General features: G+C 70.7%; 15 protein-coding genes. 8 read left to right on the forward strand and 7 right to left on the reverse strand.

Annotation, left to right across the window (positions count from 1 at the left end; genetic code table 11):
- Positions 1 to 344: 344 nt before the first annotated feature.
- Together ACFYWM_RS35635 and ACFYWM_RS35640 are read left to right on the forward strand one after the other, a co-directional pair.
- Positions 345 to 2,261: a hypothetical protein gene (locus tag ACFYWM_RS35635; protein ID WP_389923216.1), complete on the forward strand. Its 1,917-nt coding sequence runs from the start codon at positions 345 to 347 to the stop codon at positions 2,259 to 2,261.
- On the forward strand, positions 2,258 to 3,394 hold the full coding sequence (locus ACFYWM_RS35640) for a substrate-binding domain-containing protein (protein WP_389923218.1): 1,137 nt from the start codon (positions 2,258 to 2,260) through the stop codon (positions 3,392 to 3,394). The genes ACFYWM_RS35635 and ACFYWM_RS35640 overlap by 4 nt, the downstream gene beginning before the upstream one ends.
- A gap of 11 nt (positions 3,395 to 3,405) precedes the next feature.
- On the opposite strand, the gene ACFYWM_RS35645 is transcribed toward ACFYWM_RS35640, so the two are convergent.
- On the reverse strand, positions 3,406 to 5,304 hold the full coding sequence (locus tag ACFYWM_RS35645) for a DUF2264 domain-containing protein (protein WP_389923221.1): 1,899 nt from the start codon (positions 5,302 to 5,304) through the stop codon (positions 3,406 to 3,408).
- Between the two features lie 271 nt (positions 5,305 to 5,575).
- On the opposite strand from ACFYWM_RS35645, the gene ACFYWM_RS35650 reads away from it, so the two are divergent.
- From ACFYWM_RS35650 to ligA, 6 genes are all read left to right on the forward strand, one after another.
- The gene (locus ACFYWM_RS35650; protein ID WP_389923476.1) at positions 5,576 to 6,556 is read left to right on the forward strand and encodes a hydroxyacid dehydrogenase; all 981 of its coding nucleotides are present in this window, start codon (positions 5,576 to 5,578) and stop codon (positions 6,554 to 6,556) included.
- A gap of 30 nt (positions 6,557 to 6,586) precedes the next feature.
- Positions 6,587 to 7,888 (forward strand): ABC transporter substrate-binding protein, encoded by a 1,302-nt coding sequence (locus ACFYWM_RS35655; protein WP_389923224.1) that lies wholly within the window; start codon positions 6,587 to 6,589, stop codon positions 7,886 to 7,888.
- 71 nt (positions 7,889 to 7,959) lie between these two features.
- Entirely contained in the window at positions 7,960 to 8,895 is a 936-nt protein-coding gene (locus tag ACFYWM_RS35660) for a carbohydrate ABC transporter permease (RefSeq protein WP_389923227.1), read from the forward strand.
- Complete coding sequence (locus tag ACFYWM_RS35665) at positions 8,892 to 9,791, forward strand: carbohydrate ABC transporter permease (RefSeq protein ID WP_389923230.1); 900 nt, start codon at positions 8,892 to 8,894, stop codon at positions 9,789 to 9,791. The genes ACFYWM_RS35660 and ACFYWM_RS35665 overlap by 4 nt, the downstream gene beginning before the upstream one ends.
- 5 nt (positions 9,792 to 9,796) lie before the next feature.
- On the forward strand, positions 9,797 to 10,465 hold the full coding sequence (locus tag ACFYWM_RS35670) for a hypothetical protein (RefSeq protein ID WP_389923233.1): 669 nt from the start codon (positions 9,797 to 9,799) through the stop codon (positions 10,463 to 10,465).
- 73 nt (positions 10,466 to 10,538) lie between these two features.
- Entirely contained in the window at positions 10,539 to 12,626 is a 2,088-nt protein-coding gene (gene ligA / locus ACFYWM_RS35675) for an NAD-dependent DNA ligase LigA (protein ID WP_389923235.1), read from the forward strand.
- A gap of 149 nt (positions 12,627 to 12,775) precedes the next feature.
- Here the strand turns inward: ligA and ACFYWM_RS35680 are convergent, their stop codons facing one another.
- From ACFYWM_RS35680 to ACFYWM_RS35705, 6 genes are all read right to left on the reverse strand, one after another.
- On the reverse strand, positions 12,776 to 14,014 hold the full coding sequence (locus ACFYWM_RS35680) for an iron-containing alcohol dehydrogenase (RefSeq protein WP_389923238.1): 1,239 nt from the start codon (positions 14,012 to 14,014) through the stop codon (positions 12,776 to 12,778).
- Between the two features lie 251 nt (positions 14,015 to 14,265).
- The gene (locus ACFYWM_RS35685) at positions 14,266 to 15,726 is read right to left on the reverse strand and encodes an NAD-dependent succinate-semialdehyde dehydrogenase (protein WP_389923241.1); all 1,461 of its coding nucleotides are present in this window, start codon (positions 15,724 to 15,726) and stop codon (positions 14,266 to 14,268) included.
- 300 nt (positions 15,727 to 16,026) lie between these two features.
- Complete coding sequence (locus tag ACFYWM_RS35690; RefSeq protein ID WP_389923244.1) at positions 16,027 to 17,106, reverse strand: ABC transporter ATP-binding protein; 1,080 nt, start codon at positions 17,104 to 17,106, stop codon at positions 16,027 to 16,029.
- Positions 17,106 to 18,173, reverse strand: a complete 1,068-nt coding sequence (locus ACFYWM_RS35695; RefSeq protein WP_389923248.1) for an ABC transporter ATP-binding protein — start codon at positions 18,171 to 18,173, stop codon at positions 17,106 to 17,108. Before ACFYWM_RS35695 ends, ACFYWM_RS35690 begins: the two co-directional genes overlap by 1 nt.
- Positions 18,173 to 19,084: a carbohydrate ABC transporter permease gene (locus tag ACFYWM_RS35700; protein WP_389923251.1), complete on the reverse strand. Its 912-nt coding sequence runs from the start codon at positions 19,082 to 19,084 to the stop codon at positions 18,173 to 18,175. The genes ACFYWM_RS35695 and ACFYWM_RS35700 overlap by 1 nt, the downstream gene beginning before the upstream one ends.
- Positions 19,084 to 20,016 carry a carbohydrate ABC transporter permease gene (locus tag ACFYWM_RS35705; protein ID WP_389923254.1) on the reverse strand — a complete coding sequence of 311 codons (933 nt, stop codon included), beginning with the start codon at positions 20,014 to 20,016 and terminating at the stop codon, positions 19,084 to 19,086. Before ACFYWM_RS35705 ends, ACFYWM_RS35700 begins: the two co-directional genes overlap by 1 nt.
- Positions 20,017 to 20,022 lie beyond the last annotated feature (6 nt).

A 20,022-nucleotide genomic window follows, 5' to 3' on the forward strand; every position in this document is an offset into this window, starting at 1 on the left:
TGGACAACTACAACTTCGCAACCACCGCCGGCTCCGAGGTGCGCCAATGGACCTGCAACGGCAACAACGCCCAGCAGTGGACCATCTCCTGACGAAAAACAGGAACACCACCCCGCAGGCGCACGGCCCGGTGCCGGCGGATGTCGGGTCGTGAGACCTCGGCGGCGATCCGGAGGAGCGGGTGAACCGGATCGCCGCCGAGCGGAAAGGCACGGAGTCGCGAGAACGGCGACTCCTTACCTGATCGAACAAACATCGTTTCGATCATTCCATTCCCGAAGTTCGCCAGGGGATCAACTTCGATCAGGTTCGATCGGTACTATGAGGAGGCACCGAGGAGGACCATGACCAGTACGGCGGCGCGCGGCTCCCGCGTCCGGCTCGCGGAGGGCGTCGCTCCAGGCCCGCTGCTCGGCAGGTGGGGGACGACCGCCTCGCCGGATGCGCTGATCGGCGTCCTGGCGCCTCCCGGCCGTGCGCTGCCCCTGCCCTCCCTGAGCGGCGAGCCGCCGGCGCGGGCACTGGAGCGCGTGCGGGAGCGGGCGGAGGCCGAGCGCGGGTCGCCGTGGCCTCAGCCGCTCGCCACGCAGTACGCCGGATACTTTCGGGACGGCGACCGCACGGTCTACGAGAGCGGCGTGTTCGGGCGCCAGGAGCGGCTCACCCGGGCCGTGCTCATGGCCGCGGCGAACGGGTCGGACGAGTGGCTGGACGAGGCCGCCGACGGGATCGTGCTGGTGTGCGAACAGAGCTCGTGGTGCTGGCCCGCCCATGAGGAGTCCTGCCGGTCGCGGGGCACGGTGGTGCCCGACCCGGCCGCCCCCTGCCTGGATCTCGGCGCCGGTGACGTGGCCGCCCAGCTCGCCTGGGCCGACCACATGCTCGGCGAGCGGCTGGACGAGCGATTCCCCGGGCTGCGGGACCGCCTGCGCGCCGAGGTGCGGTGGCGGGTCCTGGAGCCGTTCACCCGGAGGCGCGACTGGCACTGGCTGGGGCTCGACGGCCGCGTGCACAACTGGTGCCCGTGGATCTGCGGCAACGTGCTCGTCGCCGCGCTGCGCCTGGCCGAACCGGGAGCGGAGCGGGCCCGGCAGGTCGCGCTGGCGATCGAGGGCCTCGACCGCTACCTGGCGGCGCTGCCCGGCGACGGGTCGGTGGACGAGGGCTACGAGTACTGGTGGAACGGCGCCTGCCGCGCCCTGGAGGCACTCGACGTGCTGGAGCACGCCACGTCCGGGGAGCTGAGGGCGGCCGACGTGCCGGTGGTGCGCGAGACGGTGCGGTTCCCCTACCGGATGCACCTGGGCGGGGCGTGGTACGTCAACTTCGCCGACGCCCGCGCGCTGCCGCCCCCCGAGCAGCCCTGGCACGTGCTGCACCGCTGGGCACGGCGGATCGGTGATCCCGACGGGATGCGGCACGCCGCCGCCCACCGCGCCGGGACCGTCACCCCCGCGGCCGAGCTGGGACGGGCGCTGAGCGAGCTGGCCGACACCACCTGGCTGGAGGCCGGCCCGGCCGGACCGCCGCTGGTGGCCTCGGCGTGGCTGCCCGGCACGCAGGTGGGCGTCGCCCGCACCGCCCACGGTACCGACCGGGGTCTCGCCCTCGCGGTCAAGGGCGGCCACAACGACGAGAACCACAACCACAACGACGTCGGCTCGGTGGTCGTCGCCGTCGACGGGACACCCGCCGTGGTCGACGCGGGGCGGCCCACGTACACGGCGCGGACGTTCGGACCCGATCGGTACGCGATCTGGACGATGCGAAGTGGCTGGCACAGCGTGCCCGAGGTGCGCGGCACCCCGCAGGGGCAGGGCGCGTCCTTCTCGGCCCGGGACGTCGCGGTGGCCGACGGGCCGGACGCCTTCCAGGTGAGGCTCGACCTCGCGGGCGCCTACCCCGTGGAGGGGCTTGAGCGGTGGTGGCGCACGGCCAGGCTGGACCGGGAGGACGGCGGCGTGACGATCGAGGACTCCTGGGCCTTCACCGACGCGGGCCCGCCCAGCGAGGTGCGGTTCCTGCTGTCCGGCCAGGTGCGGCGGGACGCGCCGGGGCGGGTGACGATACGGCCGCCCGGCGGGGGCCGGGCCGCGGTTCTCTCCTGGGATCCGGAGCGCGCGGCCGGGTCGCTGACCGAACGCGCGCTGGACGACCCCCTGCTCGTCGCGGTGTGGGGCGACCGGCTGACCCGGTTGCGGCTGGAGCTGCCCGGCACCGCGAGCGGATCGCTCCTGGTACGCGTGGAGGTGCGGCCATGACCCTGTCCGGCCCACCGGCCTCGCTGCCCGACGAGCGCCGCACCCGGGTGGTCGAGCTGCTGCGGCGGCGTGGCTCCGTCCGGGTCGCCGACCTGGCTGAGGAGCTGGACGTCTCGGTCATCACCGTCCGCCGTGACATCGCGCTCCTCGCCTCGCAAGGGCTGATCCGGCGGGTGCGGGGCGGGGCCGTGCTGCGCGGCGGCGCCCCCGCCGTCGAGTCCGACGAGTCCGGTGAGGAGGCCTCGCCCCGGCCGGTCGCCGAGGAGGGCGCCGGCGACGGACGGCGGCTCACGATCGGGATGGTCGTGCCGTCGCTCGACTACTACTGGCCGGAGGTGATCCGCAGCGTCCGCGAGGCCGCCGCGGCGGCCGGGGCCAGGGTCGTGCTGCGCGGCGCCACCTACCAGGCCGCCGACGAGCGGCGGCAGTTGTCGGGGCTGATGGACCTCGTCGGCGTGGACGGGCTCCTGGTCGCGCCGACCACCACCGGTGACGACGGCGAGGAACTGGTGCGCTGGTTGCGGCGGGCACCGGTGCCGGTCGTGCTCATCGAGCGGGCCGCCGCCGTCGGGCCGTACGAGGAGGCCATGGAGTCCGTCATCAGCGATCACGCGCTGGGGGCGGCCATGGCCGTGCGCCACCTGGCGGCGCTGGGACACCGGCGGATCGGGGTGGTCACGACCGTGCACAGCCCGACGACGCCGCACGTGCGGCGCGGATGGCGGCAGGCCTGCCAGGAGCTCGGCCTGGAACTCGACGGCACCCCGGACCTCACCACCGTCGACCAGCGCAACCCCGAGTGGAACGAGGTCATGGACCGGATCCTCGGTTCGTGCCTCGACACGGGCACCACCGCCCTGCTGGTCCACTCCGACCCGGAGGCGATCAGCCTCGTGGAGCGGTGTCAGGAGAGGGGGGTCCGGGTGCCCGCGGACCTGGCGGTGGTCACCTATGACGACGAGGTGGCGGAGCTGTGCGATCCGCCGCTGACGGCGGTCCGCCCGCCCAGGAAGGCGATCGGGCGGGCGGCGTTCGGCCTGCTGCAGGCTCGCCTGACGGATCAGGACCCGCATCGGCCGACGCATCGCGTGGTCATCGAGCCTCGGCTGATCGTGCGCTCCTCCTCGTCCTGAGGCAGGGCCGTTCACGGCAGGAGGGACACGGGATCCAGCGTGTCCTCGGCGCCGTCCGGCCAGACGATCCGGGCGGCCGCGTTCGCCCAGCTGACCTCCGGAGGGGCTGAGGCCGCACTCGAACCGAGGTGAATGCGCGCTTCATACCATCTGTCCGGCTCGGCGGGCATGCTGGTGCCGCACCAGGGGACGAGGGTCCGGTCCGAGAGCGGGGTGGCGTTCTCGGCGAGCGTCACGTCCGACAGGTCGAGGCCGGGGCCGGGGACGACGCGCGAGATCAGCCCTGACGACGCGGTGTCGGCGGGGACGGGCCAGCCGCCCAGGCGCAGGGGGGTCGCGCACGGGGGCAGGACGCGGACCAGGCGAACCTCCCATGCGCCTCGCAACGCCGACAGGACGGTGATCCAGGGCCCCAGGACGGCGGTGCCCGGCCGGCCGTAGCCGTGGTCGGCGGTGTCGGGGTCCGGGTCCACCCAGTGGGCCCGCCAGCGGGAGGCGCCGACGGCGGTGCCCGTCGGCAGGAGGTCCACGAGGAGGGCCTCGAAGCCGGTGCGGTGGCTGGGCCGCCCGTCCGGGTCCAGAAGCGTGACCGACTGGTCGAGGGGGTCGCCGGCGTGCGGGCCGGCCAGGACGGGCGAGGTGGCGCTGGAGTATCCGAGGCGCGCGTACAGCGGCGAGTCGGCGCGGTGGTCGCCGGGTGTGGCGTGGTCGGTGCCGTGGTTGACGACGCGCACGACGCCGTCCGCGCGGGTGCCGGAGACCAGCCAGCCCGGTGATCGGATCACGAGCTGGAAGTCCTCCCGCTCGACCGGCAGCGGCTCCTCGACCGAGGTCCACACCGGGTGGTCTGCGGGCAGCGCCAGTCCGTACAGGCCTTTGGTGGCCCAGTACGGGGAGCCGGTGCCGGAGTAGGACTGGGCGATCGGCCGCCAGGGGCCGTGCCAGCCGAGTGTCAGGATTCCGTCGTCGCCGGGGCTGCCGTGCTCGGCGAAGTGGCGGGCGATGCCGGAGGCGGCGCGGCGCAGGAGACCCGGCGCGGGAGTCGCGACACCGGCCCGCGCTCCCGCCCAGAACTGGGCGGCGGCCGCGAACCGGTAGGTGAGGCTGCGGCCCTGTATGAGCGGGGATCCGTCCGCGCCCACCAGGTGGACGGCGTCGTGGAGATAGCGCGTGAACCGGGACAGGTAGGCGGCCCGACGGGTGTCGGCGGCCGGGTCGCCGGCCGCCATCTCGGTCCACAGCAACGGGTAGAAATGCAGGGCCCAGCCGACGTAGTGGTCGTAGCCGCGCCGCTCGCCGTCGGAGTACCAGCCCTCCTCCCGGGCGAAGCCGTCGGTGACCGCGAGCCCGGTCTCGACGTCCGGACGCGAGGACGGGCCGCCCACCGAGGTGAGGAACTGCTCGACCACGAGCTGGAACCAGATCCAGTTGATCGGCGGATACCGGCCGCCGATCGCCGGGGCCAGGTAGCCGATCACCCGTTCGCGCACCCCGTCGTCGAGGCGGTCCCACAGCCACGGACGGGTGAGGTGCAGCACCAGCGCGATGGAGGCGGCCTCGACCTTGGCCTGGTCGTGCTCCTCCAGCCGCACCCAGCGCTCGGGAGAGCCCGGGTCGGTCCCGGCCGCCAGGCCGCGTGCGTACCACTCCATGTAGCCGTGCGGGTCACGGCCGCCGTCCCCCGCCACCCGGAAACCCGCGGCCAGGAACGTCCGGGCGAACCCTTCCAGCGCGTCGACGTCCGGCCCGTACCCTCCCGGCTCGCCGGGGAAGGAGATCCGCGCGTGGGAGGGGGAGGCGTATCGCCGTGCGGACAGCAGCAGATGGTCGGCCAGGGCGGCCCAGTGATCCCTGGTCCAGCCGGTGTAGGGCGAGAGCCGCCGGTCGTCCAGTTCTCGTAGCCAGCGCATCAGGTCTCCCGTCGTGACTCCGAACGAAACTCCGCGATGCTGGCACCGCCCCGGGGAACACGTCAAGCATCAATGAATCAAAAGCGTTCACACTGATCATCGTTGACGGCCACCGGAATCCTCAGATGATCGGATTGATCAGTATCGATCATATTAGCGTTAACAATCTATTGACCTGATTGAAACGATCGGTCATGATCGGCGGCACTGGCAAGCACTGGCTGGCGAGAGGACCGGTGTGAGAGACCGACGATCACAGGCTCTGCTGGTGATGGATCCCGTGTACGTCGATGTGCAGTTCCAGGAGCCACAGCTGCGGCGGTTGCGCGATCTCGTCGAGCTCACCGACCCCGTGGCCACGGCGGACCTCGACGACCCGCTCGTGCGCCGCCGGCTCCGCGAGGTCGAGGTGCTCGTGACCTCGTGGGGCTGTCCCCCGCTCACCAAGGAGCGGCTGGACTGCGCGCCGGAGCTTCGGGCGATCTTCCACTGCGCGGGAACGGTGCGCCCGTTCGTCACCGACGAGGTCTGGCGGCGCGGGCTGCTGGTGACCAGCGCGGCGGACGAGAACGCCGTCCCGGTCGCCGAGTTCACCCTCGCCGCGATCATCTTCGCGGGCAAGAAGGCTCCGTTCCTGGCCCAGGACGCGCGCAGGCATCGCGACGACTGGTCCTACCTGGAACGGCGGGGCGAGCTGTCCAACCGAGGGCGCACGATCGGCGTCGTCGGCTTCTCACGGGTCGGCCGCCGGGTCACCGAAAGGCTGCGCAGCCTGGACGTGGACGTGCTGGTGTACGACCCGTACGCCGGTGCCGCCGAGGTCCGTGAGGCGGGCGGGCGGCTGGTCGGTCTGACCGAACTGCTGTCGCGCTGCGACGTGCTCACCCTGCACGTCCCGGAGCTTCCCTCCACCCGTCACCTCATCGGGGCACCGGAACTCGCCCTGCTGAAGGACGGCACGACCGTCATCAACACGGCGCGCGGCACCGTCCTGGACACCGCCGCCCTGGAGACCGAGTGCGCGAGGGGACGCCTGGACGCGATTCTCGACGTGACCGACCCGGAGCCGTTGCCCGCGGACTCGCCCCTGTACGACCTTCCCAACGTCATGATCACCCCCCACATCGCCGGATCCCTGGGATCGGAGACCCGGCGAATGAGCGACAGCGCCCTCGACGAACTCGAGCGTTACCTGTCCGGCCGTCCGCCGCGCGCGGTGGTGACGGCCGACGAGTTCGCCGTGAGCGCCTGAGCCCGGCCTCAGGGAAAGGAAACCACACCGATGTTCAATCCCGTTCCACCCGCCAGGACCCGGACGCGGCGCCACGTCGTGAAGGCCACGGGGATGACCGTCATCGCGCTCGCGCTCGCCGCGTGCGGCGGCTCCGGCGAGCCGGCCGAGGGCGGCGGACCCACCACCCTCACCGTCACCGTGTGGAACCTCGCCAAGACCCCCGAGTTCACCGCGCTGTTCCAGGCGTTCGAGAAGGCGAACCCGGGCGTCAAGGTGAAGCCGGTCGACATCCTCGCGGACGACTATCAGGAGAAGGTCACCACCATGCTCGCCGGTGGCGACAAGTCGGACGTGATCACGATAAAGAACGTGACGGACTACGCGCGCTACTCCAGCCGCGGGCAGCTCGTCGACGTCACCGATCTCGCCACGTCGACCGACGCCTCCAAGCTGGCGGGTCTGCAGGCCTACAACACCGGGAACACCTACTACGCGCTCCCCTACCGCCAGGACTTCTGGCTGCTCTACTACAACAAGACCCTGCTCGACAAGGCGGGCATCAAGCTCACCGGCGCCATGACGTGGGACGACTACGCCAAGTACGCCCAGCGGCTCACCGGGGACAAGGACGGCAAGAAGGTCTACGGCGCCTACCACCACACGTGGCGTTCGGTGGTCCAGGCGGTCTCCGCGGCACAGACGGGCGGCGACCAGCTCGGCGGCGACTACACCTTCTTCACCGACCAGTACACGATGGCCCTGGACCTGCAGAAGAAGGGGGCGGTCATGGACTTCGGCACCGCGAGCGCCCAGCAGGCCGACTACCGGAACATGTTCGGAACGGGCTCGGCGGCGATGATGCCCATGGGCACCTGGTACATCTCGGGCATCCTGGAGGCCAAGAAGAAGGGCGAGAGCCAGGTCGACTGGGCGCTCGCCCCGATGCCGCAGCGGGCGGGCGGCTCCGGCGAGGTCGTCACCTTCGGCTCCCCGACGGGGTTCGCGGTGAACAAGCGGAGCGAGTCCGCCGACCTCGCCAAGAAGTTCGTCCGGTTCGCCGCCGGCAAGGCGGGCGCGGAGGCGATCGCCCAGGTGGGCGTGGTTCCGGCGCTGCAGGACCCGGCGATCACGGAGGCCTACTTCAAGCTCGAGGGCATGCCGTCGGACGAGCTGTCGAAGAAGGCGTTCGAGCCCGGCAAGGTCGTGCTGGAGATGCCGGTGAGCGACAAGAGCTCCGACGTCGACACCATCCTCAACGAGGAGCACCAGCTGATCATGGTCGGTGAGAAGTCGGTCGCCGACGGCACCCGATCGATGGGCGAGCGCGTCAAGAACGAGGTCCTCAACTAAGGACGGCCACGGCGGGCCCCGCGGTCCGCCGCCTGCCCACCCGGCCTGCGAAGAAGTCACGAAGGACGACCATGGCCCATGTCATGCCGCAGCCCGCGCCAACCGAGCCGGGCGAACCTCGGGTGCCCCACGGCGGTCGGGCCTGGCGCAACACCCTGATCGGGTGGAGCTTCATCCTGCCGAACTTCCTGGGCTTCGCCCTGTTCACGCTCGTCCCGGTGATCGCGGCGTTCGTGCTGGCGTTCATGGACTGGGACTCCTACGGAACGCCCGAGTGGGTGGGGCTGAGCAACTTCGAACGATTGTGGGGGGACGAGAACTTCCACGTCGCCCTTCGCAACACGTTCTACTACGCGCTCGGTCACATCCCGCTGACCCTGGTCGCCTCCCTCGCCCTGGCGATGGCGCTGAACCAGAGGCTGCGCGGTGTGAACTTCTTCCGCACCGCGGCGTTCTTCCCGTACATCACCTCCCTGGTCGCGGTGGCCGTGGTCTGGAACATGCTGTTCAACCCGACGGCGGGGCCGATCAACCTGCTCCTGGAGGCGATCGGCGTCCAGGACCCCCCGCGCTGGGTGTCGAGCACCGGCTGGGCGATGCCCGCGGTGATCATCACCAGCGTGTGGCGCGACATGGGCTACTACATGGTGCTCTACCTGGCCGGTCTGCAGACCATTCCCAGGGAGTACTACGAGGCGGCCAAAGTGGACGGGGCCAACGCCTGGCAGCGGTTCTGGGGCATCACGCTGCCCTCGCTGCGGCCCACCACCTTCTTCGTGCTGGTCATGCTGACCATCCAGAGCTTCAAGGTGCTGGACCTGATCGTGGTCATGACCGGGGGCGGCCCCGGCCGCAGCACCCTGGTGCTGGCCCAGCTCGTCTACCGGGAAGGCATCACCGAGGGCCAGTTCGGCTACTCGTCGGCGATCGCGCTCGTGCTGTTCCTCATCGTGTTCACCGTGACCATCGTCCAGTTCCGGATCAACGAGCGGAGAGGCGCGTCATGACCACGTTGCGCGATGCTCCTTCGGCTACAGAGCGGCCGCCACGACACGCCGGGAACACCGGGTCGCCGGGCTCCCGGCACCCCGCCGCCCGCAGGACGCTGGCCTACCTCGGGCTCGTCACGGTGACGTTGCTGACGCTGGTGCCGTTCGGATGGATGCTGTCGGCCTCGCTCAAGCGCGACAGCGAGGTCCTGGCGATCCCGATCCAGTGGATTCCGGACGAGCTTCGCTGGTCGAACTTCGTGGAGATCTGGGAACGCGTGCCGATGGCGACCTACCTGGGCAACTCACTGTTCCTGTCGGTCACCATCACGTTCCTGCAGGTGCTGACCGGCAGCTTCGCCGCCTACGGGTTCTCCAAGGTCCGCTTCCCCGGGCGCGACGCGCTGTTCCTGGGCTATCTCGCCACCATCGCGGTGCCGTGGCAGGCCTACATGGTGCCGCAGTACATCATGATGCAGCGGTTGGAGCTGACGGACACGTACTGGTCGCTCATCCTGCTGCAGGCGTTCGGCGCGTTCGGCGTGTTCCTCATGCGCCAGTACTACATGTCGATCCCGGACGAGCTGTGCGAGGCGGCCAGGATCGACGGGCTCAGCGAGTACGGCATCTACCGGCGGATCATGCTTCCCCTGTCGAAGCCGGCGCTCGCCAGCCTGGCGCTGCTGACGTTCGTCAACACGTGGAACGACTACATGGGGCCCTTCATCTACCTGACGAGCAACGACCTGTGGACGGTGCAGCTCGGCCTGCGCTCCTTCGTCGGCCAGTACGAGGCCGAACACGCGATGATCATGACGGGCGCGGTGCTGTCCGTGCTGCCGATCCTGGTCCTCTTCCTGTTCGGGCAGCGCTACTTCATCCAGGGCGTGGCGACGAGCGGGCTGAAGGGGTGAGCGCGATGCGCGGCCTGCTGCGGCCGGCCCGGCAGGAGACGTACGAGAAGGTCTTCGGCATGGTCTACGTCGGGCTGACGACGAACCTGCTGCTGGCGGTATCGTGCGCCCCGCTGCTGGCGGCACTGGCCCTGGTACGGAGTCCGTCGGCGTCGTGGCCGTTCTTCGCGGCGCTCTCGGCGGTGTGCGCGCCGGCGCTGGCGGGCGCGTTCCGGTGCTTCGCCCTGCTCGGCGAGGGGTCGACGGCGGTGTTCGCGACCTTCTGGAACGGTTACCGGCGGGCGGCGGCGCGGGCGCTGGCCACCTGGCTGGCGGGCGCCGCGGTGGTGGGCGTGCTCGTGGTGGACGTCATGGTGGTCGGTGGCACCTCGTGGGGTCCGGCGCTGCTGCCGTTCTTCGTCACCGCGGGCGCGCTGGTCGTGGCCACGACGGTGACGGTGCTGGTCGTGGTGGCCGAGTCGTCGCGTCCGGTCCGCGGCCTGGTCCTGCCGTGCCTGTACCTGGTGGCGCGTCGCTGGTATCTGACACTGCCGGCGCTGATGGTGCTGGCGCTCGCCGTCGGCATGGTGCTGCTCGAACCGGTCTTCGGCGTGCTGCTAGGAACGGCGCCACTGCTCTACGCGGTCTGGGCCACGATCCGGTTCGTGGCCCTGCCGCTCCTGCCAAGTCCCTGACACGAGGGCCGCTCCAGCTCGGGGGCACATTCCGCGAGCCGAAACTGTCGGTGCCGGGCGAGAGGATGGGATCATGAACGACGCACCCCCCAGCACCCTTCTCGCCGATCAGACCGCCTACGCCGAGGCCGTCCAGCTCGCCCTGGACGCCGCCGCGGCCTACTACGGTGACGGCACCTCCACTCTTGACGACGACGCCTACGACCGGCTGGTCCGGGGCATCCAGGCCTACGAGGACGGGCATCCCGACGAGGTGCTGCCGACCTCGCCGACGGGCAAGGTGGCCGGGGGCGCGGTGGTCGGCGACGTGCCGCACACCGTGCCGATGCTGAGCCTCGACAACGTCTTCGGCGCCCAGCAGCTCGCCGACTGGGCCGCGTCGCTGGAGCGCAGGCTGGGCCGGCCGGTCACGCGGTGGAGCGTGGAGCCCAAGCTCGACGGGCTGGCGATCACCGCGCGTTACCGCAACGGGCGGCTGGCCCAGCTGGTCACCCGGGGCGACGGCGTCGCGGGCGAGGACGTGAGCCACGCGATCGGCACCATCGCGGGGCTGCCCGCCAGGCTGGCCGAGCCGGTCACGGTGGAGCTGCGCGGCGAGGTGATGATGACCACCTCGCAGTTCGAGGACGCGTGCGCCAAGCGCCAGGCGCACGACGGCACCACGTTCGCCAACCCGCGCAGCGCCGCCGCCGGCACGCTGCGCGCCCAGGACCGGCCGTACGTGTGCGAGCTGACGTTCTTCGGCTACGGCGCGCTGTCGCACCCCGACGACACCTCCGAGACGGCGACGCGGCTGCGCGAGCTGCCGCACAGCGAGGTCATGGCGTGGGTCGCCGGGCAGGGCGTGCGGACCCCCGCCGTCACCGACGTCGGCGGGATCGTCGCCACCACCCTGGAGCGGATCCAGGAGCGGGTCGAGGAGATCGCCGCCAAGCGGGCCGAGCTGCCGTTCGGCATCGACGGCATCGTGATCAAGTGTGATCTCGCCGCCGACCAGGCGCAGGCCGGTTTCAGCTCGCGCGCCCCCCGCTGGGCGATCGCCTACAAACTGCCCGCCACCGAGAAGATCACCAAACTGCTCGACGTCGAATGGAACGTCGGCCGCAGCGGCATCATCGCCCCGCGCGCCGTGCTGGAGCCGGTCGTGCTCGACGGCAGCACCGTCACCTACGCCACCTTGCACAACGTCGCCGACATCACCCGCCGGGGCCTGATGCTCGGCGACAGCGTCACCGTCTACAAGGCCGGCGACGTGATCCCCCGCGTCGAGGCCCCGGTCGTGCACCTGCGCACCGGAGACGAGCGGCCGATCCCGATCCCGCAGGCCTGCCCGTTGTGCGGCGACGAGATCGACGCCTCCCAGGAGCGGTGGCGGTGCGTACGCGGCCGCGCCTGCCGGACGATCGCCTCCATCGGCTACGCCGCCGGCCGCGACCAGCTCGACATCGAGGGCCTGGCCGAGAACCGCATCCAGCAGATGCTCGACGCCGGGCTGATCACCGACTTCGCCGACCTGTTCCACCTCACCCGCGAGCAGGTGCTGGGCCTGGAGCGGATGGGCGCCACCAGCACCGACAACCTGCTCGCCGCCATCGAACGGGCCAAGGCCCAGCCGCTCAGCCGGGTCTTCTGCGCGCTGGGCGTACGCGGCACCGGCCGCTCCATGAGCCGCCGCATCGCCAAGCACTTCGGCAGCATGGACGCCATCCGCGCCGCCGACGCCCAGGCGATCGAGGCGGTCGAGGGCATCGGCCCGAAGAAGGCGCCATCGGTGGTGGCCGAGCTGGCCGAGCTCGCGCCGATGATCGACAAGCTGGTCGCGGCCGGAGTCACCATGACCGAGCCCGGCTGGACACCACCCGCCCCCGCCTCCGACGCGCAGGCGGACGCGGAGCCGGGTGACACCTCCGGGTTGCCGCTGGCCGGGATGTCCGTCGTGGTCACCGGCTCCATGAGCGGAGCGCTGGAGGCGCTGACCCGCAACCAGATGAACGAGCTGATCGAACGCGCCGGCGGCAAGTCCTCCTCCAGCGTCTCGAAGAAGACCAGCCTGCTGGTGGCCGGGGAGAACGCGGGCTCCAAACGCGCCAAGGCCGAGACCCTGGGCGTGCGCATCGTCGGCCCCGAGGAGTTCGCCGGCCTCGTCGGCGAACTCCTCTAAGGGGGCGGGAGAGCAGACCTGCGGCCATAACCGTCAACCGCAGGCTGTTCAGGTCACTCATGGGAGCATCCGCTCACAGTGGTGACGTCGCGGACTGCCTGCCGGCTCACGTTCTCGCGCGGGGAACTCGTCGTCACGTGAAAGGCCCGTCACCATCTCTGCTCCGGAGTCAGGACGTGTCGGGTCCGGTCCCCGATCCAGGCCGCTTCGAGGATCGCGGTCAGGCTGGCGGTGTCGGTCGGGCCTGGATGGTTCTGGATCAAGCGGGTGACGCCACCGGCCATCTCGGCGAAGCGCGGGAGGTCCGCGCGTGCCACGCCGATGTCCGCCAAGGTGGCGGGGATGCCGATGTCGGCGAGGAGCACGTCGAGCCAGGTGAGGAACGTATCCGTGGCCTCGGCGTCCGAGGCGTCGGTCACGTCGAGCCCGCACACCCTGGCGAGGACGGCCAACCGGTCGCCGATGGCGTCCCTGGCCGCGTCCAGCGCGTAGGGCAGCAGCAGCCCGACGCCCAGGCCGTGCGGTGTGTGGGTGGCCGCGCCGATGGGGTACTGGAGGGCGTGCGGAGCCGCGTTGCCCGCGTGGGAAAACGCCAGCCCGGCCAGCATGGACCCGTAGGACATGTCCGCGCGCGCGTCCTTGTCGCCTCCGTCCCTGACGACACGGGGCAGGCTGCGGGCGATCCGCTCCGCGGCCAGGAGCGCGTAGTGATCGGTGATCGGGTTGCGGCCGAGGAAGACCTGCTCCACCGGGTCGCGCGGTCCGTGGGCCCGGGGTCGCGCGGTGTAGCTCTCCACCGCGTGACAGAACGCGTCGATGCCGGAGTGGGCGGTGACGGTCGCGGGGCAGGAGTAGGTGAGCTCGGGGTCGACGATGGCGAAGTCGGGCACGATGTGGACGCTGGAGACCCCCACCTTCAGCTCGCGGTCCGGGTCGGTCAGCACCGATACGGGCGTGAGCTCGGAGCCGGTGCCCGACGTCGTCGGGACCGCGACGAGGGGAATCGTCGGCCCCGGCACCTTCGACTCGCCGTAGAAGTCGCGCGGCGTCCCACCGTGGCGCCGGATGACGCCGACGATTTTGGCGAGGTCGATCACCGTGCCACCCCCGATGGCGAGGATCACGTCGGCGTCCACCTCTGCGGCGGCCGAGACGGCCAGGGCGACATCGGTGAGTGGCACGTCCGAAGTCGCGTCGGCGAACACCCCGACGACTCCGACCTTCTCCCCCACGGCGGCCACGATCTCGGCCACGCCCGGCTGTCCCAGAAGAACCCGGTCGGTCACGATGAGGACTCGCGAGCCACACTCGGCCACCACTCGCGGGATGTTCTGCGCGACCCCTTCGCCCACTATCAGCTGGCGTGGTCCGCGGACGGTCTCAAGCATGTCGGTGCCTCTCTGGAACGTCGGCGGTGATGGGCCGGGCGGACGTCCAGGTCACCTGTGAGACCGGGACGGCGTCGGCGAGGTTGGCTGCCGGGTGGCGCGGGCGCGCGCGCCGGGCTCCCGGACTCGGTCGTGCCCGGGTGCCCTCGGGTCCATCGTGGCCCGGGTCCCGCCCCACGGGGGGAGGCCGGTCAGGTCATGTGCGCGCAGGGCGCGGCGACCCTCGGCGGGCACCCGGAGCGGCGGGCCGGTCACGGTAGGTCGATCGACGCGTAGGTGACATCGAGGTACTCAAGAATGCCCTCGTGTGACCCCTCCTTGCCGATCCCGGACTGCTTCACGCCTCCGAACGGAGCCGACGGGTCCGAGATCAGACCACGGTTGACGCCGACCATCCCCGTCTCCAGCCCTTCGGTGAACCGGAGCGCCCGCTGGAGGTCACGGGTGAAGACATATCCGACCAGTCCGTGCTCGGTGTCGTTGGCCTTCGCCATCACCTCGTCGTCGGACGTGAACGAGATGATCGGCGCCACCGGGCCGAAGATCTCCGCCTCCAGCATCCGGGCGTCCTCGGGCACGTCGACGAGGACCGTGGGCGGGTAGAAGTGGCCCGGCCCATCCGGACGCTCGCCGCCCACCAGGACACGGGCGCCGCGATCGACCGCGTCGGCGACGAGCTCGTCGATCTTGGTGACCGAGGCCTCGTCGATCAACGCCCCGACGTCCACGCCGTCGTCGAGACCATGGCCCACCGAGAGCGCGCCCATCCGCTCGGCGAAGCGCGCCGTGAACTCCTCGCGCACCGGCTCCTCGACGTAGATTCGGTTGGCCGCGATGCAGGACTCCCCGATGTTGCGCATCTTGGCCACCATGGCACCGTCGAGCGCGACGTCCAGGTCCGCGTCGGCACACACGATCAAGGCCGCGTTGCCGCCCAGTTCCATGGAGGTGCGCAGCACGTTGTCCGCCGCCTGTCGTAGCAGCACGCGCCCTACCTCGGTGGACCCGGTGAACGAGAGCTTGCGGGTCCGGCGGTCGGCCAGCAGTGCTGAGACCACCTCGCCGGCACGCTTGGTCGTCACGACGTTGACGACGCCAGGGGGAACGCCGGCCTCCTCCATGATGCGGGCCAGGAACAGCATGGTGAGTGGCGTCTGGGCCGCCGGCTTGGTGATCGTCGTGCAGCCCGCCGCCAGCGCGGGAGCGATCTTGCGGGCACCCATGGCCAACGGAAAGTTCCAGGGCGTCACGAAGACGCACGGTCCGACCGGCTTCGGCACGGTGAGGATGCGATATCCACCGGCGGGAGCGGTGTTGTAGCGCCCCTCGACGCGCACCGCCTCCTCGGCGAACCAGCGGAAGAACTCGGCGCCGTAGGCCACCTCTCCCCGAGCCTCGGCGAGCGGCTTGCCCATCTCGAGCGTTATCAGCCGGGCCACCTCCTCGGACCGCTCGGTCAGTGCCCGGTACGTCGCGGTCAGCAACTCCGACCGTTCTCGCGGCGGGGTCGCCGCCCACTCCGCCATCGCCCTGCTCGCCACGTCCAGAGCGGCGAGCCCGTCGACGACGCCGGCGTCCGCCACCTCGGCGATGGTCTTGCCGGTGGCCGGGTCCTCGACGGCGAAGGTGGCTCCGCCGGCGGCGTCGCGCCAGGCGTCGCCGATCCGGAGCCGCCGGTGCTCGGGGGCCAGGACGTTCATCGGGTCACTCATCGCGTCGCCTCCTGTGATGTTCTTGGTGATGTCCGGCGTGACCTCGGCGATCGCGCCACGCGCGTCGACGGACGGGTCGCACGGCCTCGTCGGGGTAGGGGTCGGGGTCGCCGAGCGGGCCGGACGTGGCCGTCAGCCCTGGGCCCTGGCCGCGGGGCGACGCCCCGCGCCACCGGTCGCCTTCTCGGGCCATGTCCGCTTCGGCGTCGTCAGGCCGTGCTCACCGGTGCTCACCGGTGACGGTCCGCCGAGGCTCGATCGCCACGTGCGGGCGCGTGTCGACGTCGCCGCCCCGCGCGGTTACCTGCCGGCCTCGGACAGCGCCAGCCCGGTGCCGGCGTCGAACAGGTGCGCACGGTCCAGGTCGACCGTGACATGCAGCCGCTCGCCCGGCGTACCGGTGACGGTGGGTCGTGCCTTGACCTTGAGGATCTCCGTCCCCACTCGGACGTCGACCACCGTCCGGTCACCGAGCGGCTCAAGGCCGTAGAGCTCACCCGGCAACGACGCGTTCCCACGCCGCTCGACGGACAGGTCCTCCGCGCGCAGGCCCAGCAGCAGCGGACGACCGTCCTCGGCCGTGGTCCAGCGGGGCCGCGGCAGCGTCCAGCCTTCTTCCGCACCGACCAGACGATCTCCTTCGGCGTGGCAGGCGAGCAGGCTGATCGGCGGGCTCCCGACGAATCCCGCGACCCACTGGTTGGCCGGCCGCTCGTACACCTCGGTCGGCGTTCCGACCTGTTGCACCTTCCCCTCCTTGAGGACCGCGACCTGGTCGGCCATGGACAGGGCCTCGACCTGGTCGTTGGTCACGTAGACGAAGGTCGCCCCGAGGCTCCGGTGGATGCGGGTGAGCTCGGTGCGCATCTCGACGCGGAGCTTGAGGTCGAGGTTCGTCAGCGGCTCGTCCATGAGGAACGCGCGCGGGTGACGGACCAGCGCCCGGGCCAGGGCGACACGCTGCATCTCACCGCCCGACAACTGCGCGGGACGACGCCGCAGCAGACGTTCGATGTGCAGCAGGTTCGACATCCGCTCGACGGCGGCGGCGACCTCGCTCGAAGAACAGCGGCGTGCCCGCAGTGGCGAGGCGATGTTCTCGTACACCGTGTGTCGCGGGTAGAGGGCGTAGTTCTGGAAGACCATGGCCAGGTCGCGTGCGGCCGGGGTGTCACCGGTCGCGTCCCTGCCGTCCAGACGCACCGACCCGGCGTCAAGCTTCTCAAGGCCGGCGATCGCTCGCAGGGTCGTCGTCTTGCCCGCCCCGGAGGGCCCGAGCACGACGAAGAACGAGCCGTCCGGCACCTCCAGCGTCACCCCGTCCAGGGCCTGGACCTTGCCGAAGGACTTGCACAGCCCGTGGACTGCCACGGTTCCCATCAGGCCACCAGCTCTTCCGTGCTCACGTCGTAGACCGGCGGGGGCCCGCCGGTGTGCCGCAGCCCGACCGGTGCGTCAGCGGCGAAACGGACAGTCGGTGGCATCCGGACCCGTACGTCGCGCTGATCGCCGTGGTCGACCACGTAGATGATTTCGTCGCCCAGCCACTCCGCCGAGACCACGCGGGCCGGGACCGAACGTTCCGCCCCTGGTTCCGTGACTTCCAGCGCCTCCGGCCGGACGCCCGCGACCAGGCGGCGGTCGCGCGGCAGGCCTGGCGGTGGCGTGAGGACCAGTCCGCCCTGACCGCGCAGCTTCCCGTCGGCCACCTCCACCTCGATCAGGTTCATCGGCGGGGAGCCGATGAACGCGGCGCAGAAGAGACTCGCCGGACGGTCGTAGACCTCCAGCGGCGTGCCGATCTGCTCGACGCGGCCCTTGTTGAGGATGGCGATCCTGTGACCGAGCGACATCGCCTCGACCTGGTCGTGGGTGACGTAGACCATCGTCGTCCCCAGCTCCCCCTGCAGGTGCTTGATCTCCGTGCGCATGTCCGCCCTCAGCTCCGCGTCCAGATTGGTGAGGGGTTCGTCCATGAGGAACGCGCGCGGTCGTCGCACCAGGGCGCGAGCGAGCGCGACGCGCTGCTGCTCCCCGCCCGACAGCCGGCGCGGTCGCCGGTCCAGGAGCGGACCGAGCCGCATCAGCCGGGCGGCCTCGTCGACCCGCTCGTCCACCTCCTGCTTGGGCAGTCCCTCGGCCCGCAGGGGGAACGCCAGGTTGTCGCGGGTTCTCAGATGCGGGTAGAGGGCGTAGAACTGGAACACCATGGCGATGTCGCGCTCGGCGGGCGGCAGGTCGTTGACCAGCGTGTCGCCGATGCGGATGTCGCCCGTCGTCTGCCTCTCCAGGCCGGCTATGGCCCGCAGCGTGGTCGTCTTGCCGCACCCCGAAGGGCCGAGCATCACGAACAGCTCGCCGTCGCCGACGGACAGGTCCACGTGCTCGACCGCGACCGTCCCGTCCGGGTAGCGCTTGTGCAGGGCGGTCACCTCGATGCCCGCCATCAGCGTCGCACCGCCCCGAGCGTCACACCGGCGACGAGGTGCTTGCGCACCAGGTAGGCGAAGACGAGCACCGGCAGGGCGAACACCACGGAGGCGGCGGCCACGAGACCCCAGTCCACGGTGGTTCCACCGATGAGGCCGGCGATGGCGGGTGGGGCCGTCCGCACGCTGTCGCTGGAGGTGAGGAAGATGGCGAACACGAACTCGTTCCACGAGAAGATGAGTGCGAAGACCGCCGTCGCGGCGATGCCGGGCAGCAGCAGGGGAAGGGTGAATCGCCAGAACGCCTGCAGGCGGGTGTAGCCGTCGAGCATGGCGGCGTCCTCGTACTCCGCGGGCACCTCGTCGACGAACCCCTTCATCATCCAGATCGTGAACGGGACGTTGAACGCGGCGTAGATGAGGATCAGGCCGAGCTTGGTGTCGATGAGCCCGATCTGGCGGTACATGAGGAAGATCGGGATCACGACCACCACGGGCGGCATGAAGCGGGTGGACAGGATGAAGAACAGCTGGTCCTTCTTGGCCTTCACGGCGAAGCGTGAGTAGGCCCACGCCGCCGGGACCCCCAGCACGGTGGCCAGCACCGTGGAGGCCCCGGCGACCAGGACGGAGTTGAGGAACGCGACGGACAAGGTCGAACGACCGCCGCCGGAGGCGACGAACACGTCCTTGAAGTGGTCCAGAGTGACCGTGAAGTCGAAGAACTTGGCCGGGATGGCGTAGACGTCCCGGTTCTCCTTGAGGGACGTCTCGATCATCCACAGCACCGGAAAGAGCATCACGACGGCCAGCACGGTCAGCAGCGCGACCTCCAGCACGGAGCGGCCCCGGCCGCCGAAGCGGCGTGCGGGGGGCGTGCGGTCCCGGACAGGACCCGGGGACACGGCCTCGTCGACGGAGAGGGCCATCAGTCCTCCTTGAGCTTGTTCAAGTAGCGCAGGTAGAGCTGCGTGAGGACGATGACGACGAGGACCATGAGGATCCCGTACGCCGAGGCGGTTCCGGTGTTGAAGCCCAGGAACGCGACCTTGTAGACGTGGAACGACAACGTCTCGGTGGAGACCCCCGGACCTCCGCTGGTGAGGATGTAGACGAGGTCGAACAGCCGGAAGGCCTCGATGGCCCTGAACAACACGGCGATGAGGAGCAGCGGCCACACCAGCGGAAGAGTGATGGTGCGGAACCGGAACCACTCCGACGCCCGGTCGATCGAGGCCGCCTCGTACAGGTACTTGGGGACCGCGGTGAGGCCCGCGAGTGCGATGAGCATGATGAACGGCGTCCATTGCCAGGTGTCGACCACGATCAGGGAGATCAGTGCCGTCCGCTGCCGGGTGAGCCACTCCACCGGCTCCAGGCCGAGCGAGCCGAGCATGCTGTTGACCACGCCGAACTGCGCGTCGAGCATGAATTTCCAGAACAGCCCGACCACGACCTGCGACAGCATCATCGGAACCAGGAACAGGGTGGTCAGCAGTCCTCGCCCGTGCGTGCGCCGTGAGATCAGGTAGGCGATGGTGAAACCGAGCACGGTCTGCAGGGCGACCGCGCCGACCACGTAGACCAACGTCGTCATGGCCCTCAGGTGGACCTGCGCCGACGTCAGGATGGCGGTGTAGTTCTCGAACCAGACGAAATGGGCCGGCCCCCCGCGGGTGGCCGAGTAGTCGGTGAAGGACAGGTACAACGCCCACAGCAACGGGAACACCGACATGGCGAGCAACAGCAGCAGCGCGGGGGAGATGAAGGCCACGCTGAGCCAGCGGTCGCTCAACCGGCCGGACCGGCCCGGTGCGGGCGGCGTCGCGGACGCCACCTGCCCCGGGCGGTCGGTCGTCACAGAGGC

The sequence above is a fragment of the Streptosporangium sp. NPDC002721 genome (genome assembly GCF_042888905.1).
In the GTDB taxonomy this organism is placed as follows: domain Bacteria; phylum Actinomycetota; class Actinomycetes; order Streptosporangiales; family Streptosporangiaceae; genus Streptosporangium.